We start from the raw sequence: 25,657 nt of genomic DNA, 5'->3' as shown, positions 1-25,657 counted from the left end.
ACTTGATTTGTGGGACCGGCTTTAGCCGGGAAGGCAATATTCCAGGCCATGAATATTTATCGGATATACCGACGTCTTCCCGGCTGAAGCCGGTCCCACAAGGCGCATTTCAATTCTGATGTGTTTGGGGAGCGACCATGTCAAACCAGGACAACCACGGTGATCCAGGCTATCTGACCCTGCGTCAGCTGGCCTTCGATCAATCCATTCGCTGGTCCAGCCTCAACGATGACCTGTGGCGCACCCTCGACAACTCCTTGTGGGAGCTGACCCATAACCCGTGCCTGGTGTTCAACGCGGTCTCGGAGCAACGCATCGGCGTGCTGCTTACTGACAGCCATTTTCATGGCCGGGTCCAGCAGGTGGCCGAGGAGCATCGGCAGTTGCTGGCCCGCCCGACGTGGTTTGAGAATCGACCGCACACACCCGGATTGACCCGTGTGGCGTACTTCTCCATGGAGTACATGCTCAGCGAGGCATTACCGATCTATTCCGGCGGCCTGGGCAACGTCGCCGGTGATCAGCTCAAGGCCGCGAGTGACCTGGGCGTTCCGGTGGTGGCGGTGGGGATGCTCTGGCAGCACGGTTATTTCCGTCAGGAAGTCGGCCTGCATGGCGTGCAGCAGGCACTGTATCCGGTCAATGACAGTCGCCAGTTGCCGATTGAGCCGTTGCTGCGTCCGGATGGCAGCCTGTTGCGCCTGGCCGTGGAGCTGCCGGGGCTGACGGTCTGGCTGCGCGGTTGGCAGGCGGTGGTGGGGCGCAATCGTCTGTTACTGCTGGACAGCAATGACCCGGCCAATCCGCCGCCGGTACGACTGATCACCAGTGAGTTGTACGGCGGCGACCTGGAAATGCGCCTGCGCCAGGAAATGGTGCTCGGCATCGCTGGCTGGCGTTTGCTGGAAGCGGCGGGGTATGTGCCCGAAGTCTGCCATCTCAACGAGGGGCATGCGGCTTTTGCCATGCTGGAGCGGGCCCGCAGTTACATGCAGGCCCATCGGGTGGATTTCGCGGTAGCCTTGACCGCCACCCGCGCCGGCAATCTATTTACCACACATACGCCGGTGGAGGCCGGATTTGACCGTTTTCCGGCAGAGCTGATCGGTAAATACCTGGGACGCTACATCGAGCATGAACTGGGTCAGTCCCTGGCAGCGATTCTGGCCCTGGGGCGGCAGAACCCCGAGGACAGCAGCGAACCGTTCAACATGGCGTTTCTTGCCACTCGTTGCGCCGGAGCGGTCAATGCCGTCAGCCAGTTGCATGGGGCGACCAGTCGGCAGATCTTTCATAACCTGTTTCCGCGCTGGCCGCTGGCAGCGGTGCCGATTGGCCATGTCACCAACGGTGTTCATCTGCCGACCTGGATTTCCCGGGAAGCCGAGCAACACTGGCAGGCCCTGCATGGCGAACAACTGCCTTGGCTGGGTATGAGCGAGTTGCGTGTCAGCGAAACCCTGGAGCGGGTCGACGATGCCTATCTCTGGCGTCATCGCCAACAGGCCAGGGCCTGGCTGATCGAGTTTGTTCGCACTCATCTGGCGCGAAGTGCGGCCGTGCATGGTGCGGCCCTGGACGATATCGAGGCGCTGGGCGGCCTGTTCAGCGCCGAGGTGCTGACCCTGGGTTTTGCCCGGCGCTTTGCTACCTACAAACGACCCAATCTGCTGCTTAGCGATCCTGAACGACTGGTGCGCATCCTCAATCAGCCGGGTCGTCCAGTGCAGCTGCTGCTGGCGGGCAAGGCCCATCCGGCGGACAAGGTCGGCCAGCAAATGATTGCCGACTGGCAACTCTTTATCGAACGACCGGACGTGCGTGGCAAGGTGGCGTTTCTCGAGGACTACGACATGCGTGTGGCGCGGCATCTGGTGCAGGGCGTGGATGTGTGGGTCAACACGCCGCGTCGGCCATGGGAAGCCAGCGGCACCAGCGGCATGAAAATCCTCGCCAACGGCGGCCTGAACCTGTCTCAGCTCGATGGCTGGTGGGCCGAGGCCTGTACGGAAGAGGTTGGTTGGGGGATCGGCGACGGTGCTGAACATGGTCCGGAGTTCGACGCCAGGGATGCCGACCAGTTGTACGAGCTGCTTGAGCAACAGGTGGTCCCGGCATTCTACGAGCGGGACGGGCAGGGCGTGCCGAACCAATGGATCCGCCGCATGCGTGCGAGCATGGCGACGCTGGTGACGCAATTTTCCGCTGACCGTGCCGTGCGTGAGTACACCGAGCATTACTACCTGCCCGCTGCTGCGGCCTACCGTCAGCGTATCCAGGAACACAGCCGACTGGCCCGGCAACTGACCCAGGTCCGCGAGGATCTGCACAGCCACTGGTCCGCCATCCGCTTTCAGACTCTGGAAATGTCCCCCGGCAACGGGCGCTATCGGGCAAGCCTGAGCATGGACCTGGCCGGGTTGTCGCCGGTACACCTGCGGGTACAGCTCTACGCCGAAACCCGCAACGGCGGCCCGGCCCAGGCCTGGGACCTGCGCCTGGATCCTACCGCCCAGGCCGGTGGCTTGTCGGTCTATCGCGGCGAAGTACCGGATGACCGCCCGGACTCTGACTACACGGCGCGGGTGATCGCCGACGCCAGTGCCGGGTTGTCGGTGCCATTGGAGGTGGGATTGATTGCCTGGCACAGGTAGGCTCGTGCTTACTGAAATGAGATTTTTACAGGAGGTGCCGAAGGCTGCGAATGAATCTGCCTGCATACACCGCTTTCGCAGCCTTCGGCACCTCCTGCAGAGATGATTCCAACGCTATGGATGGTGTTGGTTTTGATGACCTGGCGCCTGTCATCTCACTCCCCTCTAATCTTCATCCAAACGTCATAAATCAGTGACACAATTTTTACAGTTGTTTCAGCAGTCTTTGCGCTGTTTCTGAACAGTTGTCTTGCATTCTTTTATTGACGGATTTCTATATCGGACGCCACGGCGTGCCGACGGGGAAGGCATGACGGTATTAATCACCGGCGTTGCGGGATTTATTGGTTTTCATCTGGCCAGGCGCTTGTGTGAGGAAGGCGTGGCCGTGGTGGGTATCGATAATCTCAACGACTATTACAGCGTCGAACTTAAACAGGCGCGCCTGGGGCAATTGGCAAGTTATTCAACTTTCAGTTTCCATAAAGTTGATATTGTCGCCAAGGATGCCTTGTTCACTCTGTTCAAGAACACTGCTTTCGCCCAAGTCATTCATCTTGCGGCCCAGGCCGGTGTGCGTTACTCACTGGAGCAACCTCAGGTCTATGCCGAGTCCAATCTGAATGGCTTTCTCAATATTCTTGAAGCCTGCCGTCAGTACCGGCCGGGGCATTTGGTCTACGCCTCCAGCAGTTCGGTGTATGGGCTCAACGAGCGTATGCCGTTCTCCACTGCCGACGCTGTGGAACGCCCTGCGTCGCTGTATGCCGCGACCAAGCGTGCCAATGAGCTGATGGCGTTTACCTATTCCCATCTGTACGGCATTGCCATGACCGGCTTGCGTTTCTTTACGGTCTACGGCCCCTGGGGGCGGCCGGACATGGCATTGTTCAAGTTCACCAGGGCGATTCTCGATGGCCGGCCCATCGATGTGTACAACGGTGGCGAGATGTCCCGTGATTTCACTTATATCGACGATATTGTCGAAGGCATCATGCGCCTGCGATTGCGCCCGCCACTGGCGGCGGACGGGCAAGTTGTACCAGGGCGGATCTATAACATTGGCCGTGGCGAGCCGGTGAAGTTGCTGCATTTTATCGAGTGTATTGAGGGCGCACTTGGGTTGCGGGCCAAGATCAATCCGTTGCCCATGCAACCGGGCGAGGTGCTGCGGACCTGGGCCGATATCAGCGAACTGGCGCAGTTGATCGATTTTCGCCCTGCGGTCAGTGTGGAAACAGGGGTCGAACGTTTCGTCGAATGGTATCGGGACTTTCATCGTGCCTGATGCTGTTTATTGATCGCACTTAATACCAGAACATTTATTCAGGTAACCCATGAACGACGCTATTTATGTTTCCGTGTTGATTCCGGCGAAAAACGAAGCGAGCAATCTGCCGCCGTTGTTGCAGGAAATTCGTACCGCCCTGGCCAATGAATTCTACGAAGTAATAGTCGTCGATGATGGCAGTACCGATGAGACGCTGGCCGAGTTGCGTGCGTTAAAGGAATGCGGGTTTAACCAGTTGCGCGTTCTCAGTCACGAGCGCTCCCTGGGTCAGAGTACTTCGGTCTGGCACGCGGCTACGGTTGCTCGTGGGCATTGGCTGGCGACACTTGATGGTGACGGACAGAATGACCCGGCAGATATTCCCGGCATGCTCGCGCTGGTTCGTGGCAGCGAAGGGCAAACTGGCGGAATCAAACTGGTGGCCGGCCATCGAGTCAACCGTCGTGACAGTGCCAGCAAACGCTGGGCATCGCGCTTTGCCAATGGCCTGCGCAGCCGTCTGCTCAAGGATGCAACGCCTGACACCGGTTGCGGGTTGAAGCTGATCGAGCGCGATGCCTTTCTGCGCCTGCCGTATTTCGACCATATGCATCGCTTCATTCCGGCGCTGATCCGCCGTCATCACGGCGAAATGCGCGTGCATCCGGTCAACCATCGCCATCGTCAGGCCGGGGTGTCCAAGTACGGTAATCTCGATCGGGCACTGGTCGGCATTCTCGATCTGGCCGGGGTCTGGTGGTTGATCCGACGTACTCGCCTGGATGCCGTACCGCGGGAGGTGCAGCCATGAACTTCAGCCGTGAAAGTCTCTGGCTGGCCCTGGGTTTCGCCGGGCAATTGGCCTTTACCGGGCGCTTTGTCCTGCAATGGCTGTATAGCGAATACAAGAAGCGCAGCATTATTCCAGTGAGCTTCTGGTACTTGAGCATCGTTGGCAGCGCCTTGTTGCTGGCCTATGCCATCTATCGCCAGGACCCGGTGTTTATCGCCGGGCAGTCCTTCGGTTTTATTGTTTATCTGCGCAATCTGCAATTGATCGCCCGTCAGAAAAACCAGCAGGAAGAACCCGGTGCCTGAGTATTTTTTCCGGGGCAAGTATTCCCTGAATATCGAGCGCTGGGGGCTGATGTTGCTGGCGCTGTTGTTGATCGCTGCCGGTCTTGGCCTGCGTCAGCCGTACAACGTCGATGAGGAGCGCTTTCTTGGCGTGGCCCTGGAGATGTTGCAGGACGGTTCCTGGTTTATCCCGCACCGTGCGGCCGAGATCTACCCGGACAAGCCGCCGCTGTTCATGTGGGTGATCATGCTGTTCACCTGGCTGACCGGTCTGCCGAAGATTGCCCTGTTCATTCCGGGACTGCTCTCGGCGGTAGTGACGACGGCCTGCCTGCATGATCTGGGCGCGCGTCTGTGGAATCGCCGCATCGGGGTGATCGCCGCGCTGCTGTTCCTGGCTACCTATCAGACCTACAGTATCCTGCGGGTCGGGCAGATCGACAGCTTCCTGGCCTTGTGGATCGCTCTTGGCCTGTACGGCATGGTTCGTCATTTACTGCTCGGCCCGGCGTGGGGCTGGTTCTATGTGGCCTGTGCGGCCATGGGCCTGGGGATTATCAGTAAAGGCGTGGGTTTCCTGCCGATCCTGATGCTGATCCCCTACGCCTATGCCGTGCGTAAGGGCTGGTCCGGTGTAGCCGTGATGCCGGGTCAGGCGGGCCGCTGGGCCTTGGGGTTGCTGGCCCTGCTGGCTGCAGTGTCGGTCTGGCTGTTGCCGCTTGGCATAAGCGTGGCCCTGAACGGCGATGCCGACGCGATCGCCTATCTGAAGAACATCCTGCTGCACCAGACGGCCGATCGCTATGCCGGGGCGTGGGAGCATAAGGAGCCCTTCTGGTACTTCCTGACCAATGTCATTCCGCAGTACTGGATGCCACTGGTGCTGGCATTGCCCTGGCTGGTCCCGGCCTGGCGCAAACAACTGCTCAAGCATGACGGCCGCGTGCTGGTGCTATTGGGCTGGGTGGTACTGGTGCTGGTGTTTTTTGCGCTGAGCACTGGCAAGCGCAAGATCTACATCTTCCCGGCATTGCCGGCTCTGGTATTGGTGGCGGCGCCGTTGCTGCCTTGGCTGCTCAAGCGCTGGTTTTCCCGTTGGCCATGGCTGCGTCGGGTTTTCCCGGTGGTGGTAGTGGTGTGGTTCTGTGCCTGGTTCGCCCGGGGCTTTATCGAGCCGATCAAGGACGGACGCAACCCCCACGATGAGTTGATGGAGGATGCGGCGCAGATGTCCGGCGGCGCTGACCTGGTGCTGGCCGGCTGGCGCGAAGGGCACTGGCTGTTTGCCCGTCAGCCGATCATTCATTTCGGCTTTATGCAGGGCTCTACCACGGATCAGGCCGCTCTGTACCTGCGCAATCATCTTCAGGCCGTGGCGCTGGTGCCGGCTCGTGATCTGGAGCGTTGCTTCCTGCTGCCAAAGGCCCGGCAGGTCGGGCATACCTCCAGGGCCGAATGGTTTCTGGTCGGGGCCGATGCCGACAATGGCCAGTGCAATCCGGCGCCGGCGTCGCGGACTTATCGGTATGTCTGGAACAAGGTTTTGTTCAAGGACTGAAGGTCATTGGGTATTACATATTTTTGACAAACACTCCTGTAAATTAACGCGCTTTGATCGGCGTTCATCCGTAACCCGTCTCGCTGCACCGTCCAGCTTTCGCTCCTTTCGATACGACCGCTCCCCCGGTCGATATCGGCGGGAGCGTTTGCCTGTGACGGTGTTTTTGTGTGGGGGGATGTTCGGCGATGCAATCGACGGTTGGCTGGGCACAGGGAAATGTGCTCGCCCGCATTCCGGTACAGGAGATCTGGATGTTCAAGCGCATTACTTCTACCCGCATGGTCCTGCTGTTTTCCCTGGCTCTGGTGGTTTTGTACAACCTGGCAAGCTGGAAGGCCCTGACCAGCCTGATGGAGTTGCAGGGTGTGAAAGCCCTGGCATTTCAGCTGTCCTTCGGCCTGTTTCTCTGGGCCACCTTTACCCTGTTGCTGACCCTGGTTTCGTTCCGTCCGCTGCTCAAGCCTGTACTCAGCATTATCGCCCTGTGTTCGGCGGCGGCCGCCTATTTCATGAACGATTACGGCATCGCCATCGATACGGTGATGATGCAGAACGTCCTGGAAACCAACCCCGGCGAAGCCAGCGCGTTGCTCAGCCCCAAGTTGTTCGGCTATCTGCTGGTATTGGGGGTGCTGCCAGTGATTGCCATCTGGCTGACGCCTGTGACCTATCGGCCGTTTTTCCGCGGCCTGCTGAACAAGCTGTTGGTCTGTGTCGGCTGTATTGTGGTGGTGGCTGTCTCGGTCGGCGCGTTTTATTCGACCTACGCGCCGATCTTCCGCCAGGAAGACAAACTGACCCATTTCATCAACCCGACCAACTACATCTATGCGGCCAGCAAACTGGCCAAGTCACGTTTCGCCATCAAGGAAAACGTCAAGATCCAGGCCATTGGTGAGGATGCCACCCTTAGCGCGGCGACCCTGGCCCGACCGAAGAAAAGCCTGATGGTGTTCGTTGTCGGTGAGACGGCCCGTGCTGATCATTTTTCCCTCAATGGGTATGAGCGTGAGACCAACCCGGAGTTGAAGAAGCTCGACATCCTCAATTTCACCCAGGTGCATTCCTGCGGCACATCGACGGCAGTGTCGGTGCCATGCATGTTTTCGATGTTCCCGCGCACCGACTACAGCGACAAGAAAGGCAAGACCTATGAAGGCCTGCTGGACGTCCTGCAGCGTGCCGGGGTGCAGGTGCTGTGGCTGGAGAACAACAGCGACTGCAAGGGCACCTGCCTGCGCGTGCCGAACAAGGACATTCCCAAGACCCAGCCGAGCGAGTTCTGTGACGGCAATAACTGCCTGGACGAGTCCTTGCTGGTGGGTCTGCAGGATTACATCAATAGCCTCAAGGACAATGCCATCATCGTCCTGCACTCGGACGGCAGTCACGGCCCCGAGTACTTTGATCGCTATCCGAAAGCCATGGAGCGCTTCCAGCCGGTCTGCCACACCAATCAGTTGGGCAGTTGCAGCAAGGAAGAGCTGGTCAATGTCTACGACAACACCATTCTCTACACCGACCATTTCCTGGCTAAGGTGATCGGCCTGCTGCAACAGAACCAGGACAAACTCGATACCTCCATGATCTACGTTTCCGACCATGGCGAATCCCTGGGTGAGAATGGTGTCTACCTGCATGCCGCGCCTTATGCCATTGCCCCTGAGGCCCAGGTACATGTGCCGATGGTGATGTGGTTCGGCAACTCGACCCTGGCCAATGCCGCCGTGGACCGGGGCTGCCTGCAGGCCAAGCGTGACGACAAGGACTTGAGTCACGATTACATGTTTCACTCGGTACTCGGTCTGTTTGGTGTACAAACCTCGGTTTATCAGCCCAAGCTGGATATTTTCCGTACCTGCCGCCCCGGCGCCTGACACAGCGCTGATCGGGCGGCGCGCTACGGCTTTTTGGAGAGCGCCGCCCGTGTACAAAACGATCATCGCCAGCCTGCTGCTGGCCTGTGCAACACCTGCGGCCATGGCCGACACTCCGGTTTATGGCCCGCAGCTCGAGGGCTTCAGCTACCCTCATCCTTTGCATAAATTCACGTTCCAGTCCCAGGGCCAGGCTTTGGAAATGGGCTACATGGACGTCGCGCCAACGGGGGCTGGCAACGGCCGTGTGGCAGTGCTGCTGCATGGCAAGAATTTCTGCGCCGCCACCTGGGAAGACAGCATCAAAGCCCTCAGTGGCGCCGGTTACCGGGTGATTGCGCCGGACCAGATCGGTTTTTGCACCTCGAGCAAACCGGGCAACTATCAGTATAGCTTCCAGCAACTGTCCCTCAATACCCATGCCTTGCTTGAATCCCTGGGTATCGACAAGGCCGCGATCATCGGCCATTCCACCGGGGGCATGCTCGCCACTCGTTATGCGCTGCTGTATCCGCAGCAGACCGACAAACTGGTGCTGGTCAACCCCATCGGCCTTGAGGACTGGAAAGCCCTGGGGGTACCTTATCGCAGCGTCGATCAATGGTATGAACGCGAACTCAAGCTCAGCGCCGAAGGCATTCGCAAGTACGAGCAGAGCACCTATTACGTCGGCCGCTGGAAGCCCGAGTTCGACAAGTGGGTCGATATGCTGGCAGGGCTGAACAAGGGACCGGGGCATCAAGTGGTGGCGTGGAACTCGGCGCTTATCTACGACATGATCTTCACCCAGCCGGTGTTCTACGAATTTCCCCAGCTCAAGGTGCCGACGCTATTGATGATCGGCGATGCCGACACGACGGCCATCGGCAGCGATATTGCTCCGGCCGAGGTCAAGGCGAAGATCGGTCACTACCAGGTACTGGGCAAGCAGGTAGCGGGGATGATTCCGGGGGCGCAACTGATGGAGTTCCCCGGCATGGGGCATGCACCGCAGATGGAAGAGCCTGAGGTGTTCAATAAGGCGTTGATTGCGGGGTTGGTCAAATAATCATTTCCGGGATCGACGTTGCCCTGTGAGAGCGGCCTAAGGCTGCGAACGGCTTGATGCCGTGTTTGCAGCCTGCGGCAGCTCCTACAGATGATCGCGGCTGGATCAGTTCAACAATTCAGCAAACGCCTTGTCCGCTTCCAGTACCGCAGGCAGGCCCTGGAACAGGATGTCCAGATCGATACCTTCCATCAATGGTCCGTTTACCGCTTGCTGGGCTTCTGGCGTCGCGCCGCCGTGGCTTTCGATGGCGTCGGAGATGGTGGTGGCCTGGGCAATGATCAACGGCTGCGGAGCGTTATCCGGGGCCTGGGACGGATGCGCCTGATGGGCGATGGCTTCGACGATGACGTTCGGCAGATGCCAGAGCTTGGCCAGATGAGCGCCGACTTCCGGATAGCCGAAGCCCAGTTGCAGGGTTTCATTGGCCACGTGGCCGACGGTACCGGCCTTGGCGGCTGCGTTGATGCGCTCGGCAACCTCGGGAGCGCCGGTCTGGATCAGCAATTCACCGATGTTGTGCATCACGCCACAGGTGAACGCGATTTCAGCATCGACGCCGGTTTGCCGGGCAAGCATGCGGCAGATGCCGGCAACCTGGAAGCTTTTCAGCCAGAAGGCCTTGAGGTCGAAGCTTGGGCTGGCCTTGAACGCGCCGGTCACTGCCGAGGCCAGGACCAGGGTGCGCAGGGTGTTGAAGCCAAGACGCATGGCCGCATCTTCGATGCTGGAGGACTCGCGCGAGCCGCGGAAACGGGCCGAGTTGGCCAGGCGCAGGATCTTCGCGGAAATGACCGGGTCTTTCTCAATGTTGCGGGCAACGCTTTCCAGACTGGACGAAGGGTTATCGAATTGCAGGATCAGGTCCTGGGCGACCTTTGGAATGCTCGGAAGACTGTGCAAATCACGAAATAGATCTTCAATTTTCATTGTGTTCATTGAGACGTCACCCTTTTTTCTAATACACCCGAATAACCCAAAGATAGGCAATTTTTACAGATGTGCACGTTTGGTGTTCTGGTCTTGCCAAGCGGTCTGCATAACTCAATAAATCAATGGCTATTTGCTATTAATGGCAAAAGCCGCCCCTGATTCTAGAGCCCTGTCATGTGCTTAGGGAAGATAGGCTTTTTTGACGTCAAACGATTAGCGTGGGTATACAGATTGTTTAAATAAACGAAGAAGAGGGAGCGGGTTGCAACCGCTGCCTCTTGATTGATTCATCTTAGTTTCAAATGCTCCACCGGCACGTTCAAGCCCGGGTCACCCAGAGGGTGGGTCTTGGCATCGAAGAACAGCAATTCGGTGTCCAGACCGTTGAATAGTTCGCGGTAGTGTTTTTTCTGATGGGCGATAAACGCCGGACTGCGCGGATAGATGGAAATGGCCAGGGTCTGCGGCCGTGCCTGGCGGATAGCCTCGACGATGTGTTGGTCCTGGGCGCCCAGAGCCTGGCCGAAAATGCATAGCGCGCCCTCATGCGTTGCCAACTGGCCATGGCACCAGGACAGGTATTCGGAGTGACGGATGATCTTCAGCTTCTCGGCGCTGCGGCCTTCGCTGACGAACGTCGGTACATCGTCCAGGGCATTGATGGCGAAACTGCCGAGCAGGGTGCTGCCGGAGGAGGGCAGCTTGCGCGTGGTGCCGTCGAGGTTCTTCACCAGATGCATGCCGCCGTGCAGGTACAGCAGGCGAGTGCATTCGGCCGTTGCCGGGCGCGGGCTGAAGCCTGTGTCTTCGTCGAACAGGTCATCGAAGGGCAACGGATCGTGCATCACCGCCCAATAAGCCAGCAGGTCGTAGTTGGTCGAGTACAGGTTGCGGTATTGCTGCAGCGCCTGGTTGAGCCGGACCAGGGTACTTTCCTGCATCAACTTCCAGGGGATGTGCACTGAACGGATGCCGTGGATCAGGGCTTCCTTGATGGCGAAGTAGCGATTGCGCGGTGAAGCCGAGCTGATGGTCAGGGCCGCATTGACCTGCATGGCGGTCTTCAGAGCGCTGAGCACCGGCTCGAAATTGTGCGTATCGAGAACCCGGAACACGCTCATCTCGCTGGTGCTCAGGGGCTTGTTACGGGTGGTCTGGGCCAGGTCGAACAGCGAGTCGTAGGCAAAGTTCTTCCACACGGCCTGACTTGCGCCGTTGCCCAGCAGCAATCCGGAAAAGTCGTGGCGCTCTTGCAGGGCGGGCCAGTGAGCGAGTTCAGCGTCCAGATCCACGGTTTGATCATCCCGATGCAGCGTTAAAAGAGCGGGGATTTTATAGGGAACCCCGTCCTGCGCCCACCCGTTCAAATAAAACAGCCTGCAGGACGGCTACTCAGCCCTGTAGTGGCACGTTAAAGTGCCTGTACTTCGGACCTCCCTCGGGCTGCATCATGACGTTCACCCGCAAAGCCGCGCTGCTGCCCCTGCTATTGCTGCCCGTCGTGACCTGGGCGGCGGAAGAAGTGCCGCTGTACAAGGACATCAAGAATTGGGTGGTAGTGTGCGACAACACGCGTCACTGCACGGCGATTTCCGCTGAAGAGGATCAGGAGCATGCGCCGCTGTCCCTGCGTATAGATCGCGATGCCGGGCCTCAGGGAGTGCCTCAGGTGGCCATTGCCATGACTGGCGCAGCCACTGAACAGCCGTTGCTTGATGGCAAACCGCTCAAGAGCGCATTGTCAAAGGGCAGTGGCGATGATGCCGACAACTGGGTCGCCAGCGGGCCGCAGGCGCTGGCCTTGATCGATGAATTGCGCAATGGCACGCGCCTGTCCATGACCAACAAGGATGACGAAGGCAGTACATCTCTGGATGGTTTCAGTGCTTCCTTGCTGCTGGTCGACTCGGTGCAGGCACGGGTTGGCACCCAGGGTGCGCTGCTCAAACGTGGCAACAAACCGGACAGCAGTGTTCCTGCTGCACCGTTGGCCCCGCAACTGGCGCCCTTTATCAAGGCCAAGGCGCTCAGCGAGGCCGAGCAGAAACGCATCGGCGACGCCGTGCTCAAGGCGACCCGGGACGATTGGGACGCCGATCACGATGCCGATGAAAATCCCGGTGTGACGGTGAATGCGCTCAATGACAGTACTGTCCTGGTGATCATCCAGACGAGCTGCGCGGCCTATAATTGCAACTACGCCCTGTATCAGACGTCGCCGGACAGTCCGGAAAAGGCTGAATTGCTCGATGTTGACGAGTTCCCGGGCGAGGACATGGCCGACGAATTGACCGGCTATGTCGAATACGACGCCGATACCGGCGTCTTGAGCAGTCACGACAAGGGGCGCGGCATTGGCGATTGTGGTGCGAGCCAGAGCTGGCGCTACGACGGCAAGGGGTTTCGCCCCCGCTCGTTTGCGATGATGAGCAGTTGCGCCGGCAGTCCGTCGCCGTGGCCGGTGATGTGGCGGACCCGGGACTAGCCGCGACATCCCCATGCGCATGCGCGGCGCGGCGGCGTGAGGGCATGACACTTTAGTTGCAGACAACTTCTCGCGCGCATGGCTTTGTGCTATTAAATTGGCAACGAAGGTGCTGGTGTCCAGCCCTTCAGCGGTCTTACTCGCAAGTGGTCCAGCCTTATGGGCATTACCAGCAGTCTTTCCGAGATTTTCGTTCAGACCCTTGAACAAGCCATCGACAGCGTCGTGGTCATCGATGCTGACAATAACGTGGTGCTGTTCAATCCGGCTGCTGAACACTTGTGGGCGCTGTCCCGTGATCAAGTGCTGGGGCACAACGTCAATGTGCTGATCCCCCACGATATTCGTCCCCATCACGATGCTTATGTAAACCGCAATCGCGTCACTGGCATCGACAAGTACGTCGGAGTCAGTCGCGATGTGCCGATCATGCGTGGCGATGGTGGCCAGCGGTGGGGCGCTATGTCGATATCGCGCATCGTCACCGATGGGCAGATTCTCTATACCGCTTTTATCAAAGACGTCACCGAACAGCATGAAGAGCGCGAACGCCTGCGCTTGCTGTCACTGGTGACCGACCAGACCGACAGCTCGATCATGATCACCGACAGCCAATGGCGGATCGTTTATGTCAACGCCGGTTTCCAAAGTATGTTCGGCTATTCTCTGGACGAGGTGCGCGGCCAGTTTCCGGATACCTTGCTGGCGCCTCACCTGTCGCGGGAAGTGCGCGACGGAACTCGGGAATTGTTGAGCATCGGTCAACCGATCAAGGCCGAAGAGCTGACTTATGTGAAGAGTGGTGAGCGCATCTGGTGCAGCGTGACCATCAACCCGATCCGTGACAGCGAAGGTCGCATCACCAACGCGGTAGGTATCCTCACCGATATCTCTCGCTCGAAAATGCATGAAGTGCTGCAACATCGCATGCTCAGCGCCATGGTCCGGGAAGAGCCTCTGGAGACGCTGATGGAGCTGGCGTGTCGGGAAATCGAACGGATTGCTCCGGATGTCACCACGTCGGTGTTACGGATCGATGAGCAGGATCGCCTGCGCACCCTGGCTGCTCCGCGCTTGTCCAGTGACTACTGCCGCCAGATCGACGGCGTGAAAATCGGTGAAGGTGTCGGCGCGTGCGGTACTGCGGCTTTTCGCGGCACACAGGTGATCTCCACCGATATCGCCAATGACCCGTTGTGGCTCGACTATAAGGGCGCAGTGCTGCCCCTTGGCCTTAAAAGCTGCTGGTCGACGCCGATCATGAGCACCGAAGGCAGGGCAATCGGAACCCTGGCGCTCTATTACAAAGACGTGCGCAGCCCCTCGGCATTTCATCAGCGGCTGGTGGACGTCATCGTGCCGTTATGCGCCCTGGCCCTGGAGCGGGAGAAAATCCGCGCCCATATCAGCCAGCTGGCGTTTTACGACAGCCTTACCGAACTGCCCAATCGCAGCCTGCTTCAGGCCAATGCCGAGCACGCCCTGAGCGATGCCAAGCGCAATAATACCGAGTTGGCCGTCTTGTTCATCGACCTGGACCGCTTCAAGCAGGTCAACGATTCAATGGGCCATCCGGCGGGTGATGAACTGCTGCAGATCGTTGCCAAACGTCTGTGTTTCGAGCGACGCCAGAGTGACATTGTCGGGCGTTTGTCCGGGGATGAGTTCGTCATGATCCTGCCCAAATGCGGCAGTCGTCATGTCACCGATGTGGTCGAACATCTGAAACTGAACCTCGGCGAACCCTGTCGCATAGCTGGCAAGACACTATCGCCGTCGGCCAGTATCGGTATCAGCGTGTACCCGGACGACGGTGACAACATGGGCGTGCTGATTCATCGCGCCGATATGGCGATGTATCAGGCCAAGAAGGCCGGGCGCGGACGTTTCAGTTTCTTCAGTCATGAGCTCAATCAGAAGGCCCAGGAGCGTCAGGCCCTGGAGCAGGCGCTGCGTGAGGCGCTTGGCTGTAACCAGTTTCGCCTGCATTATCAGCCCCAGGTCAATATGCAGGGGTGCACCCTGCACGGGGTCGAGGCCCTGGCGCGCTGGACCCATCCGCAGTTCGGCGAAATCTCCCCGGTGCGCTTCATTCCACTGGCCGAGGAGTGCGGTCTGATCGGCGATCTGGGACTGTGGGCGATTCGCGAGGCATGTCGGCAACTGGCAGCCTGGCGTGACAAGGGCCTGGTGATACCGATGATTTCCGTCAACCTGTCACCGACCAATTTCCACAATATCGAACTGCCCGGCATGATCGCCCGCACCCTTGAGCACTTCCGACTCGCGGCCAGTGACCTGACTCTGGAACTGACTGAGAACGTGTTGATGGACATCCACCCCAGTACCCTCAACGTACTCAATGAGGTGCATGTACTGGGTGTCGGCCTGGCCATGGACGATTTCGGTACCGGCTACTCCAGCCTCAGCTACCTGCGCCGCTTGCCGATCCGCGAGCTCAAGCTCGACCGCAGTTTCGTCATGGACCTGGAAAGTGATCCGACCAGCCAGGCCTTGAGCGATGCGGTGATTCATATTGGCGAAAGCCTGGGCCTCAAGGTGGTGGCCGAGGGCATCGAAACCGAGGCGCAATATCAGATCCTCAAGCGTCAGGGCTACCATGTGGCTCAGGGCTACCTGTTCTCCCGGCCCTTATCGGCCAGCGATCTTGAGATGTGGCTGATGGCCAGGCCTCAGCAGGTCACTTGATCGGTTTAATGAGCCAACTGCCGTACGCCCAAAAACAGGATCAGGCCGCCGCATAACCGGTCGACGGTTTTCTTGCTGCGTCGATAGGTGGCCGCCACCGTCGGTTGCGACAGGGCGACGGCGACCAGGGTGTACCAGCTCGACGACACCATGGCCACCACCGCCAGCATCGACAGGAAGGTGCCCGGCGAGGCATGGGCCGGTGCTGCCGAAGAAAATACTGCGGCGAAGAACGCCATGGATTTGGGGTTGCCGATATTGGTAATCACGCCTTGCATAAAGGCGCGACCCACGCTGCCGACCGCCCTTTGCTCAGGTGCTGCAGCGGCCCCCATGCCAGCCTTGAGTAACAGGCGCACGCCGAACCAGACCAGATAGCCGGCGCCAAGCAGTTTGATGCTCAGTGCCGCCCAGGGGAAGGCGGCGAAGACCACGCTGATCCCACCGATGGCGCAGCTCGCCCAGAACACATTGACCAGAACGATTCCCGCCACCAGCGCCAGAGCCCGTTGACGAGTATCCGACACGGCCTTGTGCACCACGGCCACGAAATTCGGACCTGGTATCAGTACCCCGGCGATATACACCATGAATACGGTAAGAACGGCCTGGCTGTCGATCATGGGGCTACTCCTGTAAAGACGGTGCGCCACGTTACCCTGAAATTGCTGACCCATGCAGCACGGATGTTCCGTTAACGCTTCGGCTGGTTTAGTGTCGGGATATATCGGCTGGTTTTGCAGTCTGAAGCTGGCGCTTTGTTCACAATGCGCAATGCTTCAACCAAGAATACGAAAAGGAGATCCCCATGTTCATGCGATCACTGACGCTGATCACCGCCCTGGCGTTTGCCAGCCCTCTGTTGGCGGCTGACAGCGATTCCCCCCTGAATCAGGACCGGGGCCGTTCTCGTCCTTTGATCGTGATTGTACCCAGCACGGTGGATCCGACCCTGGTCAGCCTGAAAAAGGCTCTGGCCGAGCCGGACAATCGCAAGGCCTTCGACGAGCGCAACATGGTCCTCTACACCGTGATCAACACCGTCGGCCAGCGCAACGGCAAGGACCTCGACGCGCAATCGACCATGTCCCTGATTCGTGAGCTGAAGCTGAAAGTCGGTGCCCCGGTCCAGATCATCCTGCTCGGCAAGGACGGTGAGCAGAAACTGAGTCGCGATAAATTCGTCGAGCCCAAGGAGTTGTTCAGCACCATCGATCAGTTGCCTGCAACTGAAAAGCAGGCCTCGGCACCGCCGCCACCGGCTGCGGTTCCAGAAGCCAAGGCTGCGGCGCCGGAGAAGGGCGGCAAACCGGGCAAGGGCGCTGCGGCTGCGCCGAAGGGGTTGGATGACTGAGCAACTGTGGGACCCGCTTTAGCCGGGAAGACCCAGGTACGGATGACAGAGATGTATCGGATGTACCGGCTTGTTCCCGGCTAAAGCCGGTCCCACATATATCATGCCAATTTGACCCGGTTCTCCGGCAACCCCGACACATCCGTCTCGATCATCCACAACGACCCTGCCAGGCGATCCCTTGGGTGGGTGTCGTTGGCCGCCGAGGTGATAAACAGGGTGCTCAGGTCCGGTCCGCCAAACACACAGGTGGTCGGGTTGAGGGTCGGCATTTCGATGAACCGGTCCAGTTGTCCGTTCGGGGCGATGCGGGCGATGCCGCCACCGCCGTAGCGGCAGTTCCATAGATAACCATCACTGTCGATGGCTGAGCCGTCCGGTTCGCCACGTTCGAACCCACTGAAAAATGGCTGACCAGGGCCGATATCGCCGGTGTTGGCGTCGTAGGTGTAGGCGCGAATTTCGTTGGCCGGGCTGTCGCCAAAGTAGAAAGTCGTGCGGTCCGGGCTCCAGCACAGGGTGTTGGAAATCTGCAAGCCATCAACTCTGGGGCTGGCAACGCCGTCCGCGCCAAGACGGTACAGCACTCCCGGTTTGCCGCTGCCGCCAATGCTCTCGCCTTCAGGCGATACATTGTTGAACATCGAGCCGACCCAGAAATTACCCAGCGGATCGCAGCGTCCGTCATTCAGTCGTGCCTGAGGCGAGGCAGGCAGAGTAAAACCGTGGTCCTGGCGTTCGTCGTTGTGAGGCCACCACCAGATCAGCTTCGAACCAAGGGCGACCAGCAGGCGTTGCTCATCCTCGGTCAGCGCCAGGGCCACCACCGGCTCGTCGAAGATCCAGGTCTGCAACCGGCGCGACGGGTAGTCCAGGCGGTGTATCAGAAAGCGGTTGATATCGACCCAGAACACCGCACTTTGCGCTGCCGACCACACGGCACCTTCGCCGCAACGGTCGCCGACGATGGCGATGGGGGACGGTTTGGAGTAGTTCATTGTTGTTATTCCTTGGCTGTCCGAGGTCCCTATCTTAGAGGATTTTCAGCGATTGATTACGGGAGCCGGGCTTGTCCGGCTCCAACGAATCTTCGTTGGTATTCCATTTGGTAATTGGCTGTATAAAAAACATGAATTTTATTTATGAGGAGCAAAGCGCTAGCGTACCTGGCTTGGATCCCTGGAGAGAATTCATGAGCGCAGTACCGGACTCAAGCCCCGTCGAGCAGCATTGGCAACGCAACCTGGCGGTCTGTGCCCTGGGTTCATTCACCACGATTATCGCCATGACCTTGCTGCTGCCGTTCCTGCCACTGTATGTCGAGCAACTGGGCGTCAGCGATCCGGCCGACATCGCCCAGTGGTCCGGTGTGGCATTTGGCGCCACCTTTCTTTCCGCAGCTCTTACCGCGCCCTTGTGGGGGCGTCTGGGGGACCGTTACGGACGCAAGCTGATGCTGATTCGCGCCAGCCTGGGCATGGCCGTGGCGATGTCGCTGATCGGCCTGGCGGAGAACGTCTGGCAACTGGTGTTGTTGCGACTGCTGGCTGGCTTGTTGGGCGGCTATGCTTCCGGTGCGACCATCCTCGTCGCCACTCAGACCCCCAAGTCGCGCTCGGGCTGGGCTCTTGGGATGCTCTCGTCGGGGATCATGGCGGGTAATCTGGCGGGGCCCCTGATCGGTGGTTCCCTGCCGCCGCTGATCGGCATTCGCAATACGTTCTTTCTGGCCGGAGCGGCGATTTTCGTGACTTTCCTCGCTACCCTGTTCCTGATGAAGGAAGCGCCGCGGCCACCGCGCAGCAAGGAACACAAGGCTGCTGCCAGGGCCAGTGTCTGGGCGGGTATCGATGATCGCAAGCCGGTGCTGATCATGCTGGTGGTCGCCAGTCTGCTGATGTTCGCGGTCATGTCCATCGAGCCGATCATCACCGTCTACCTGATCCAGCTCAAGGCCGAGCAGGTGACGGTGGCAGCCGGGTTGGTGATGTCTGCCACGGCACTGGGCAGCATTATCTCGGCCTCGCGCCTGGGCAAGCTGGCCGACCGTATCGGCCATTGGACCGTGGTCACCGGTTGCCTGACCGTGGCCTCACTGTTGTTGATCCCCCAGGCCTTTGTTACTCAGGAATGGCAGCTGGTGTTGCTGCGCTTTCTCATGGGCCTGGCCCTGGGTGGGCTGCTGCCGTGCATCGCCGCGATCATCCGCCATGCCGTGCCGGAGAACGTGGCCGGGCGCATGCTCGGCTATTCCACCTCCAGTCAATATGTCGGCCAGGTGCTGGGGCCATTGGCCGGTGGCTTTCTGGGCGGGCATTTCGGCATGCGCGTGGTATTTCTCGGCACCTGTGTATTACTGGCTGGCTGTGCTGTCGCCACCTGGATGTTCAAGCCGCGTCGCGGAGTGGTGGTCACCGAATAAGTAACAGGATTTGTCTTCACGAAATATCGAGCGGGCCTTCAAGATAAGCCGTCCAATGCCGATGCAGCGAGAACATGTCCAGTTGTGACAGGCGCCGAGGTGCGCCTGACTGGTAGTCGTTCATCGTGCGTTTTTCTGGAGATTCACCCATGGCTCGTCCCGCAGGCAGTGTGCTGGGCAATATCAGCGTACGTGCAAAGCTGGCATTCGGTTTTGCTCTGGTTCTGTTGTTGACCCTGATGATCAGCCTGACCGGGTGGAGCAGCTTGAGTTCGCTGACCAGTCGCAGTGACAAATTGGTCAGCATTGCCAAGATGGCCGAGATGTACCGTGACCTGCGGGTTGCGCGTTTGTCCTACACGCTCAATTACGATGCCGAACATGCGACGGCCGTGGTCAAGATCATGGACGCCCTCGATCCGCACCTCAGCAAACTTCAGGCCCAGTTGGCGTTTCCTGAAGACCTTAAATTACTGAGCGAGGCGCAGAAGCAGCTCAATGATTACCGCAGCGTCTTCGGTAAATACCGTCAGGCGATTGATAGCCGTGAAGCTACCCGCGATGTCTTCGGTAAATACGCCGATGCCGGCGCCGCTGAACTTGAGCAAATGAACAGCAGCCTGGCCAAGCTGCCAACCGAACCGGATGCACTGTTGCAACGGGAAATCCAGGAAAAAACCGTGGTTGAGCAGGAGCGTCTGTTCCAGGGCGCACGTTTCGCCCTGCGCGGTTTTACCTACAGCGGCAAAATTTCCATGTATCCGGGCGCCCTGGCGGCTATTGATGCGGCCCGGGCCAATATCAAGAAACTCGCCGAAGCCTTGCCGCCATCGCTGGTCGATGGCGCTGCGCGTCTGGATCAGGCCCTTGTCGGCTATCGCGCGACGGCAGACCAGTTCCGTGCTGCCCAGGCGGACAGCGAGCAAGCGGCAAAGACTCTTGGCGACAGCATGATCGCGATGCTTTCACTCAGCGACAAGCTGACGCAAAACCAGATTCAGTGGCGGGAAGCCGATACGCAGCAGGCGCGTTACATCCTGATTGGTGCGGCCATTGGTGCGCTGTTGCTGGGCGTTATTGCCGCCATGCTGATCACCGGGCAGATCGTCACGCCCTTGAATGAAACCTTGCTGGTCGTCGAGCGTGTTGCGGCGGGTGACCTGACCGAGCACGCCCGTACCGAGCGCGGCGATGAACTGGGCAAACTGCAGGCCTCCGTGCACGGCATGACCACTAACCTGCGTGGGCTGATCGGTGGCATTCGTGACGGCGTTACGCAGATTTCCAGTGCTGCAGAGCAACTGTCGGCGGTGACTGAGCAGACCAGTGTCGGGGTCAATACCCAGAAGATCGAAACCGATCAACTGGCCACGGCCATGAACGAGATGACCGCGACCGTTCAGGAAGTCGCACGCAACGCCGAGCAGGCCTCGGCCGCCGCAGCCGGTGCCGACCGCGAAGCCCGTGCCGGTGACGAGGTGGTGAACAAGGCCATTGCCCAGATCGATCGCCTGGCCACGGAAGTCGGCCATTCGACCCATGCCATGAATGAACTCAAGCTTGAGAGCGACAAGATCGGCAGCATGCTCGATGTGATCAAGTCAGTGGCCGAACAGACCAACCTGCTGGCCCTCAACGCCGCCATCGAAGCGGCCCGTGCCGGTGAAGCCGGACGTGGTTTTGCCGTGGTCGCCGATGAGGTGCGCAGCCTTGCCCAGCGCACGCAGAAATCCACCGAGGAAATCGAAGGGCTGATCTCCGGTCTGCAATCGGGCACCCAGCAGGTGTCCACTACTCTGGAAAACAGCCGCGCCCTGAGCGACAGCAGCGTCGAACTGGCCCGTCAGGCCGGGCAATCCCTGGAAAGCATCACCCGCAGCGTGGCCGCGATCCAGTCAATGAACCAACAGATTGCCACTGCCGCTGAAGAACAGACCTCCGTGGCCGACGATATCAACCGCAGTGTGATCAGCGTGCGCGATGTGTCGGAACAGACCGCGACGGCCAGTGACAAGACCGCAGCGTCCAGCGTCGAGCTTGCGCGCCTGGGGACGCATTTGCAGACGCTGGTGTCGCGCTTCCGCGTCTGAAATGACATAAAACCCCCTGCAAACCATTGGCAGGGCGTGCAAATACTGTGGAAGCAAATTCCAGTTCGGATAGTGGCCTCACCCGCTAATGCGACGACACATAAATTGACGACGCCGCCGGCGGCGGCAGGGCGAAGGACTGCTGCATGCGCATGATTTCGTCGCTGGGCGTCAGGCCGAACAGACGCTTGAACTCGCGGCTGAACTGCGACGGGCTTTCGTAGCCGACCTGCAGCGAGGCAGTGGAAACATTGAGGCCATTGCGCAGCATCAATAATCGCGCCTGATGCAGGCGGGTGGCTTTCAGATATTGCATGGGCGAGGTCTGGGTAACGTTCTTGAAGTGAGCGTGGAAGGTCGGCACGCTCATGTTCACCTCCCGGGCCAGTTGCTCCACGTCGAGTGACTCACCCAGGCAGGTATGGATCTTGCGGATCGCCCGTGAGATCTTCCCGAACTGGCCTTGGCGGCCGAGGGCGGCCCGTAACGAACCGCCCTGGGCGCCGGTCAGTACCCGATAATAAATCTCCCGTACCAGCGCCGGCCCCAGCACGCGGCTTTCCACTTCCGACCCCAGTACCTCCAGCAGGCGCAGCACCGACTGTTCCAGGGGCGTTTCCATGGGCGAGGCATACAGGCCCTTGGGTTCGCTGTGCTCGTCGGCGCCTTGCTCGCTCAGGGCCAGCAGTACTTCGGCGGCCACGGTGAAATCCAGATGCAGATAGATGGCCAGCAGCGGCTCTGCGGCGCTGGCCTCGGTCTCCATGGTGAAGGGCACCGGCACCGCCACTGCCAGGTAATGCCGGGCGTCATAGACGAACAGTTCGTCACCCCAGTAACCGCGCTTGCGGCCCTGGCATACGATGACGATGCCCGGGTCGTAGAGCACCGGCGTGCGGCTCAGGGGGCGGTTGGAACGTAGCAGGCGCACATCGGCCAGGGGCGTGAGGTTGTAGCCCTCGACGGGGGCGAGCTGTTGCAGCAGCGCCACCATCTGGCGGGATCGGTGCGGGTCGTCGGCGAATCGGTCAGTCATGACAAGCAAACCGGGCAGCGGTATAGACCCTGAATCTGCGCGTGACCCGCACAAAACACAACCCGCCTCAGAGGATCAGGCAAGGATGCCAGAGCCTCAGCGGTCGGCGACGCCAAAGTCCAGCAGCACCTTCATTGCCTGGCTCTTGTCCGCCGCCAGTTCGAAAGCCCTGACCGCTTCGCTGAAAGGCACCGAGTGGGAGATCACCGGGCGCACATCGATCACCCGACGATTGAGCAAGTCCACGGCCTGGGCAAACTCCGGGTGGAAGCGGAAGGTGCCGCGCAGATCCAGTTCCTTGCCGACGATCAGGTTCAGCGGCAGGGCGACATCGCCGCCCAGGCCAACGGTCACCACCACACCACGGGGCGCGACGCAGTGCAACCCGTCGTGCAGGGCCTTGGCGCTGCCGGAGACTTCGAACATCACGTCGAAATAGCCTTTCTGCGCGGTGTAGCCTTGCAGGGCATCCGGCGTGCTGGCCAGGTTGTGAGTGCTGCTGGCGCCCATGCGAGTGGCGCAAGCCAGGGCCGAATCGCTGAGGTCGGCGGCGACGATCTCGGCAGCTCCGGCGGCGCGCAGGCTGCCAATCAACAGATTGCCGATCGGGCCGCAGCCGGTAACCAGAACTTTCTTGCCGAATACCCCACCAGCACGGGCGATGGCATGCAAGCCCACTGACAGTGGCTCGGCCATGGCGCCTTCACCCAGACTCAGGCCGTCGGCGAGAAGATGTGCCTGGCTGGCATCGATCATCAGGCTCTGGCGAAACGCCCCCTGGATATGCGGGAAGGGCATGGCGCTGCCGTAGAAGCGCATGTCAAGGCAATGATTGGGTTGACCCAGATGGCAGAAGCGGCAGCCGCCACAAGGGCGCGACGGCGACACCGCAATGGCCTGACCGACCGTGAATGGGCTGTCGCTATCGCCGACAGCATCGATCACCGCCGAAATTTCATGCCCCAGCACCATCGGCTCGCGCAGGCGCACGGTGCCGAAGCCGCCATGCTGGTAGTAATGTAAGTCCGAGCCGCAGATCCCGCCACGGGCGACACGCACCCGTAGTTGATCTGGGGCGGGCAGGGCAGCTTCATCTTGCGCTTCAACCCGCAGATCTTTGGCTGCGTGGCAAACAATTGCATTCATGACTGACTCCGAAAATCACAGTGAGGCGGTGATGCCGCCGTCGACATAGAGAATATGGCCGTTGACGAAACTGGCTGCGTCAGAGGCGAGGAACACCGCGGCTCCTGCCAGTTCTTCAACATTGCCCCAACGGCGGCTTGGGGTGTGCTGGACCAGCCAACTGCTGAAGTCGGGGTTGGCGACCAGGGCGGCGTTGAGTTCAGTCTTGAAATATCCGGGGCCGATGCCGTTGATGTTCAGGCCATGGGGACCCCAGTCCACGGCCATGCCCTTGGTCAGCATCTTCAGCGCGCCTTTGCTTGCGGTGTAGGGGGCGATACCGGGACGGGCCAATTCACTCTGCACCGAACAGATATTGATGATGCGCCCGCGCTGGCGGTTGATCATGTAGCGCGCCACGGCCTGGCCGACCAGAAAGGCGCTGTCCAGGTTGGTGCGCATCAATTCGCTCCAGTGCACCTCGCTGAATTCTTCCAGCGGGCCACGGCGCTGCATCCCGGCGTTGTTGACCAGGATCTCGATCGGGCCAAGGTTCTTTTCGATACCGGCCACGGCGTGACGGATGGCATCGGTGTCGGTCACGTCGAAAATTTGCGTATGCACCTCAAGCCCTTCGCCGCGCAAGACTTCTGCGGCGGCCTCCAGGGTTTGCGCAGTGCGACCATTGAGTACGACCCGCGCCCCGGCCTGGGCCAGACCGCGGGCTATGGCCAGGCCGATACCGGCGCTGGAGCCGGTGATCAGGGCCAGTCGGCCATCGAGGCGAAAGCGCTCGCTAACGTTGGACATGCAGTGATCTCCTGATGATCGGTATGAGGCGTTGAATGCCGCCCAGTTCAGCCTGGTTTCAGGATCACGGCCAATGTTTATTGGTGATAGGGTAATCACAGATTTTGATAACCATTGATGGGTCAGCATGGAACTCAAGCATTTACGCGCCTTTGTCGTCCTCGCCGAGGAGCTGCATTTCAGCCGTGCGGCGCAGCGCCTGGCAGTGGTCCAGCCCGCCCTGAGCATGCAGATCAAGGCCCTGGAACAGGAGTTGGGCGTGCGCCTGCTCGAGCGCAATCGCCATTCCGTCAGCCTGACCGAGGCGGGCAGGGTGTTTCTCCCGGAGGCCCGGGCGACCCTGCATCAGGCCGCCCATGCCGCCGATATGGCCAGGGCATCGGGGCGCGGCGAGATTGGTCGGGTACGCCTGGGTTTTGTCTCGTCGGTATTGCCTGAATTATTGCCGACGCTGATCCGCAGCGTGCATGAGCGTTTCCCGCGCATCGAACTGCAACTCAAGGACATGCCCGGGCCGGACCAGGCGGCGGCGCTGCAGGAAGGCCAGCTGGATTTCGGCCTGATGCGCCTGCCCGCTGCCTATGCCGGGATTCAGACCCAGGTGGTCCTGCGCGAGTCCTTCGTGCTGGCCCTGCCGTCAGGACATCCGTTGGCGGTTCGCAAGAGTCTGCTTGCCGAAGACCTGCAAGCCTTGCCGATCCTGGTGCTGGGGCGGCGTTATGCGCCGGGTTTCTACGATGAGTTGATGCGGGCGTTGCGCACCCAGGGTGTGGCGTTGCCCATTAGCTCGGAGCTGGGTGAGTTCACCACCATGCTGGCGCTGGTCGCGGCGGGGCTGGGTGTCGGTCTGTTACCTGCCCATGCAGCCCTCGCGGTGCCGCCCAATGTGGTTGCCCGACCATTGCAACTGGGCGGTCACCGCGCCGCGACGGGGCTGGCCTGGGCCGGGTTGGATACGGCAGTCAAGGTGACCTTGTTCGAGTTGATGCGGGAGTTGTTCTCCAAGGTCGAGCCATAGGGTGGGCGAGCTGGGAGCTGGGCCTGTGGGAGATTCTATGTTTGCTGTAAAACCAGAGCAGCCTCTTCGCGAATGAATCCGCTCCCACAGATCCGATGATATTCACGCCCTACTGTGGGAGCGAATTAATTAGCGAAAGCTTTATTACGGACGCCGCCAATGTGTTGGATGTTCTGGCCCCCTCGCGG

21 protein-coding genes and 1 pseudogene are annotated in these 25,657 nt (G+C 59.9%); 14 read left to right on the top strand and 8 right to left on the bottom strand.

The features are described from left to right. Positions 1-137: 137 nt before the first annotated feature. The 7 genes from glgP (at position 138) to ACCD02_RS23440 (ending at position 9,487) form a co-directional block, all read left to right on the top strand. Positions 138-2,654: an alpha-glucan family phosphorylase gene (gene glgP, locus ACCD02_RS23470; protein ID WP_413307214.1), complete on the top strand. Its 2,517-nt coding sequence runs from the start codon at positions 138-140 to the stop codon at positions 2,652-2,654. A 310-nt stretch (positions 2,655-2,964) separates the two neighbouring features. Continuing rightward, positions 2,965-3,942: an NAD-dependent epimerase gene (locus tag ACCD02_RS23465; RefSeq protein WP_413307212.1), complete on the top strand. Its 978-nt coding sequence runs from the start codon at positions 2,965-2,967 to the stop codon at positions 3,940-3,942. Positions 3,943-3,991: 49 nt separating this feature from the next. Then, positions 3,992-4,735: a glycosyltransferase family 2 protein gene (locus ACCD02_RS23460; RefSeq protein WP_413307209.1), complete on the top strand. Its 744-nt coding sequence runs from the start codon at positions 3,992-3,994 to the stop codon at positions 4,733-4,735. Beyond that, positions 4,732-5,022 (top strand): lipid-A-disaccharide synthase N-terminal domain-containing protein, encoded by a 291-nt coding sequence (locus ACCD02_RS23455; protein ID WP_413307206.1) that lies wholly within the window; start codon positions 4,732-4,734, stop codon positions 5,020-5,022. The genes ACCD02_RS23460 and ACCD02_RS23455 overlap by 4 nt, the downstream gene beginning before the upstream one ends. A 49-nt stretch (positions 5,023-5,071) precedes the next feature. Further along, positions 5,072-6,559 carry an ArnT family glycosyltransferase gene (locus ACCD02_RS23450; RefSeq protein ID WP_413307419.1) on the top strand — a complete coding sequence of 496 codons (1,488 nt, stop codon included), beginning with the start codon at positions 5,072-5,074 and terminating at the stop codon, positions 6,557-6,559. Between the two features lie 254 nt (positions 6,560-6,813). Beyond that, positions 6,814-8,439: a phosphoethanolamine transferase gene (locus ACCD02_RS23445; RefSeq protein WP_413307203.1), complete on the top strand. Its 1,626-nt coding sequence runs from the start codon at positions 6,814-6,816 to the stop codon at positions 8,437-8,439. Between the two features lie 103 nt (positions 8,440-8,542). After that, complete coding sequence (locus ACCD02_RS23440) at positions 8,543-9,487, top strand: alpha/beta fold hydrolase (protein WP_413307416.1); 945 nt, start codon at positions 8,543-8,545, stop codon at positions 9,485-9,487. 105 nt (positions 9,488-9,592) lie between these two features. On the opposite strand, the gene ACCD02_RS23435 is transcribed toward ACCD02_RS23440, so the two are convergent. Beyond that, entirely contained in the window at positions 9,593-10,417 is an 825-nt protein-coding gene (locus ACCD02_RS23435; RefSeq protein ID WP_413307413.1) for an HDOD domain-containing protein, read from the bottom strand. A 290-nt stretch (positions 10,418-10,707) separates the two neighbouring features. Then, the gene (locus ACCD02_RS23430; protein ID WP_413307410.1) at positions 10,708-11,751 is read right to left on the bottom strand and encodes a DUF4917 family protein; all 1,044 of its coding nucleotides are present in this window, start codon (positions 11,749-11,751) and stop codon (positions 10,708-10,710) included. Between the two features lie 119 nt (positions 11,752-11,870). Here ACCD02_RS23430 and ACCD02_RS23425 point away from each other — a divergent pair, with 119 nt between their 5' ends. Then, positions 11,871-12,905: a DUF1176 domain-containing protein gene (locus tag ACCD02_RS23425; protein ID WP_413307200.1), complete on the top strand. Its 1,035-nt coding sequence runs from the start codon at positions 11,871-11,873 to the stop codon at positions 12,903-12,905. 159 nt (positions 12,906-13,064) lie between these two features. Beyond that, entirely contained in the window at positions 13,065-15,614 is a 2,550-nt protein-coding gene (locus ACCD02_RS23420; protein WP_413307197.1) for an EAL domain-containing protein, read from the top strand. Between the two features lie 5 nt (positions 15,615-15,619). Here ACCD02_RS23420 and ACCD02_RS23415 read toward each other — a convergent pair whose 3' ends face one another. Then, positions 15,620-16,237, bottom strand: a complete 618-nt coding sequence (locus tag ACCD02_RS23415) for a LysE family translocator (RefSeq protein ID WP_413307195.1) — start codon at positions 16,235-16,237, stop codon at positions 15,620-15,622. Between the two features lie 185 nt (positions 16,238-16,422). On the opposite strand from ACCD02_RS23415, the gene ACCD02_RS23410 reads away from it, so the two are divergent. Continuing rightward, entirely contained in the window at positions 16,423-16,968 is a 546-nt protein-coding gene (locus ACCD02_RS23410; RefSeq protein WP_413307192.1) for a DUF4174 domain-containing protein, read from the top strand. Positions 16,969-17,069: 101 nt separating this feature from the next. Here the strand turns inward: ACCD02_RS23410 and ACCD02_RS23405 are convergent, their stop codons facing one another. Next, positions 17,070-17,966 carry an SMP-30/gluconolactonase/LRE family protein gene (locus ACCD02_RS23405; RefSeq protein WP_413307189.1) on the bottom strand — a complete coding sequence of 299 codons (897 nt, stop codon included), beginning with the start codon at positions 17,964-17,966 and terminating at the stop codon, positions 17,070-17,072. A gap of 194 nt (positions 17,967-18,160) precedes the next feature. Between ACCD02_RS23405 and ACCD02_RS23400 the strand changes: the two genes are divergently transcribed. Next, complete coding sequence (locus tag ACCD02_RS23400) at positions 18,161-19,390, top strand: MFS transporter (RefSeq protein WP_413307186.1); 1,230 nt, start codon at positions 18,161-18,163, stop codon at positions 19,388-19,390. A gap of 16 nt (positions 19,391-19,406) precedes the next feature. On the opposite strand, the gene ACCD02_RS23395 is transcribed toward ACCD02_RS23400, so the two are convergent. Then, on the bottom strand, positions 19,407-19,541 hold the full coding sequence (locus tag ACCD02_RS23395) for a hypothetical protein (protein WP_413307183.1): 135 nt from the start codon (positions 19,539-19,541) through the stop codon (positions 19,407-19,409). Between ACCD02_RS23395 and ACCD02_RS23390 the strand changes: the two are divergent. Both ACCD02_RS23390 and ACCD02_RS23385 read left to right on the top strand, forming a co-directional pair. Next, positions 19,540-20,622, top strand: a pseudogene (locus ACCD02_RS23390) (methyl-accepting chemotaxis protein); the annotation flags it as partial. The gene ACCD02_RS23395 and the pseudogene ACCD02_RS23390 overlap by 2 nt on opposite strands. Then, positions 20,617-21,480 (top strand): methyl-accepting chemotaxis protein, encoded by an 864-nt coding sequence (locus tag ACCD02_RS23385; RefSeq protein WP_413307408.1) that lies wholly within the window; start codon positions 20,617-20,619, stop codon positions 21,478-21,480. The pseudogene ACCD02_RS23390 and the gene ACCD02_RS23385, both read left to right, overlap by 6 nt. Positions 21,481-21,565: 85 nt before the next feature. Here ACCD02_RS23385 and ACCD02_RS23380 read toward each other — a convergent pair whose 3' ends face one another. The 3 genes from ACCD02_RS23380 to ACCD02_RS23370 all read right to left on the bottom strand — a co-directional run bounded on the left by ACCD02_RS23380 (position 21,566) and on the right by ACCD02_RS23370 (position 24,451). Further along, positions 21,566-22,516, bottom strand: a complete 951-nt coding sequence (locus ACCD02_RS23380; protein ID WP_413307181.1) for an AraC family transcriptional regulator — start codon at positions 22,514-22,516, stop codon at positions 21,566-21,568. A 96-nt stretch (positions 22,517-22,612) separates the two neighbouring features. Continuing rightward, complete coding sequence (locus ACCD02_RS23375) at positions 22,613-23,662, bottom strand: L-idonate 5-dehydrogenase (RefSeq protein ID WP_413307178.1); 1,050 nt, start codon at positions 23,660-23,662, stop codon at positions 22,613-22,615. A gap of 15 nt (positions 23,663-23,677) precedes the next feature. Continuing rightward, positions 23,678-24,451, bottom strand: a complete 774-nt coding sequence (locus tag ACCD02_RS23370) for an SDR family oxidoreductase (protein WP_413307176.1) — start codon at positions 24,449-24,451, stop codon at positions 23,678-23,680. A gap of 127 nt (positions 24,452-24,578) precedes the next feature. On the opposite strand from ACCD02_RS23370, the gene ACCD02_RS23365 reads away from it, so the two are divergent. Then, positions 24,579-25,469, top strand: coding sequence for a LysR family transcriptional regulator (locus ACCD02_RS23365; protein WP_413307173.1), 891 nt, complete (start codon positions 24,579-24,581; stop codon positions 25,467-25,469). The last annotated feature ends 188 nt before the right edge of the window (positions 25,470-25,657 follow it).

The organism is Pseudomonas sp. Pseusp88 (genome assembly GCF_047303955.1).
GTDB lineage: Bacteria > Pseudomonadota > Gammaproteobacteria > Pseudomonadales > Pseudomonadaceae > Aquipseudomonas.
Note: the sequence above shows the minus strand (reverse complement) of the source record. Positions and strands in the feature narration are given on the sequence as shown.

Coding starts and splice junctions, on each gene's coding strand:
- glgP (WP_413307214.1), top strand. CDS start 138: ATGTCAAACCAGGACAACCACGGTGATCCAGGCTATCTGACCCTGCGT.
- ACCD02_RS23465 (WP_413307212.1), top strand. CDS start 2,965: ATGACGGTATTAATCACCGGCGTTGCGGGATTTATTGGTTTTCATCTG.
- ACCD02_RS23460 (WP_413307209.1), top strand. CDS start 3,992: ATGAACGACGCTATTTATGTTTCCGTGTTGATTCCGGCGAAAAACGAA.
- ACCD02_RS23455 (WP_413307206.1), top strand. CDS start 4,732: ATGAACTTCAGCCGTGAAAGTCTCTGGCTGGCCCTGGGTTTCGCCGGG.
- ACCD02_RS23450 (WP_413307419.1), top strand. CDS start 5,072: ATGTTGCTGGCGCTGTTGTTGATCGCTGCCGGTCTTGGCCTGCGTCAG.
- ACCD02_RS23445 (WP_413307203.1), top strand. CDS start 6,814: ATGTTCAAGCGCATTACTTCTACCCGCATGGTCCTGCTGTTTTCCCTG.
- ACCD02_RS23440 (WP_413307416.1), top strand. CDS start 8,543: ATGGCCGACACTCCGGTTTATGGCCCGCAGCTCGAGGGCTTCAGCTAC.
- ACCD02_RS23435 (WP_413307413.1), bottom strand. CDS start 10,417: ATGAAAATTGAAGATCTATTTCGTGATTTGCACAGTCTTCCGAGCATT.
- ACCD02_RS23425 (WP_413307200.1), top strand. CDS start 11,871: ATGACGTTCACCCGCAAAGCCGCGCTGCTGCCCCTGCTATTGCTGCCC.
- ACCD02_RS23420 (WP_413307197.1), top strand. CDS start 13,065: ATGGGCATTACCAGCAGTCTTTCCGAGATTTTCGTTCAGACCCTTGAA.
- ACCD02_RS23415 (WP_413307195.1), bottom strand. CDS start 16,237: ATGATCGACAGCCAGGCCGTTCTTACCGTATTCATGGTGTATATCGCC.
- ACCD02_RS23410 (WP_413307192.1), top strand. CDS start 16,423: ATGTTCATGCGATCACTGACGCTGATCACCGCCCTGGCGTTTGCCAGC.
- ACCD02_RS23405 (WP_413307189.1), bottom strand. CDS start 17,966: ATGAACTACTCCAAACCGTCCCCCATCGCCATCGTCGGCGACCGTTGC.
- ACCD02_RS23400 (WP_413307186.1), top strand. CDS start 18,161: ATGAGCGCAGTACCGGACTCAAGCCCCGTCGAGCAGCATTGGCAACGC.
- ACCD02_RS23395 (WP_413307183.1), bottom strand. CDS start 19,541: ATGGGTGAATCTCCAGAAAAACGCACGATGAACGACTACCAGTCAGGC.
- ACCD02_RS23385 (WP_413307408.1), top strand. CDS start 20,617: ATGACCACTAACCTGCGTGGGCTGATCGGTGGCATTCGTGACGGCGTT.
- ACCD02_RS23380 (WP_413307181.1), bottom strand. CDS start 22,516: ATGACTGACCGATTCGCCGACGACCCGCACCGATCCCGCCAGATGGTG.
- ACCD02_RS23375 (WP_413307178.1), bottom strand. CDS start 23,662: ATGAATGCAATTGTTTGCCACGCAGCCAAAGATCTGCGGGTTGAAGCG.
- ACCD02_RS23370 (WP_413307176.1), bottom strand. CDS start 24,451: ATGTCCAACGTTAGCGAGCGCTTTCGCCTCGATGGCCGACTGGCCCTG.
- ACCD02_RS23365 (WP_413307173.1), top strand. CDS start 24,579: ATGGAACTCAAGCATTTACGCGCCTTTGTCGTCCTCGCCGAGGAGCTG.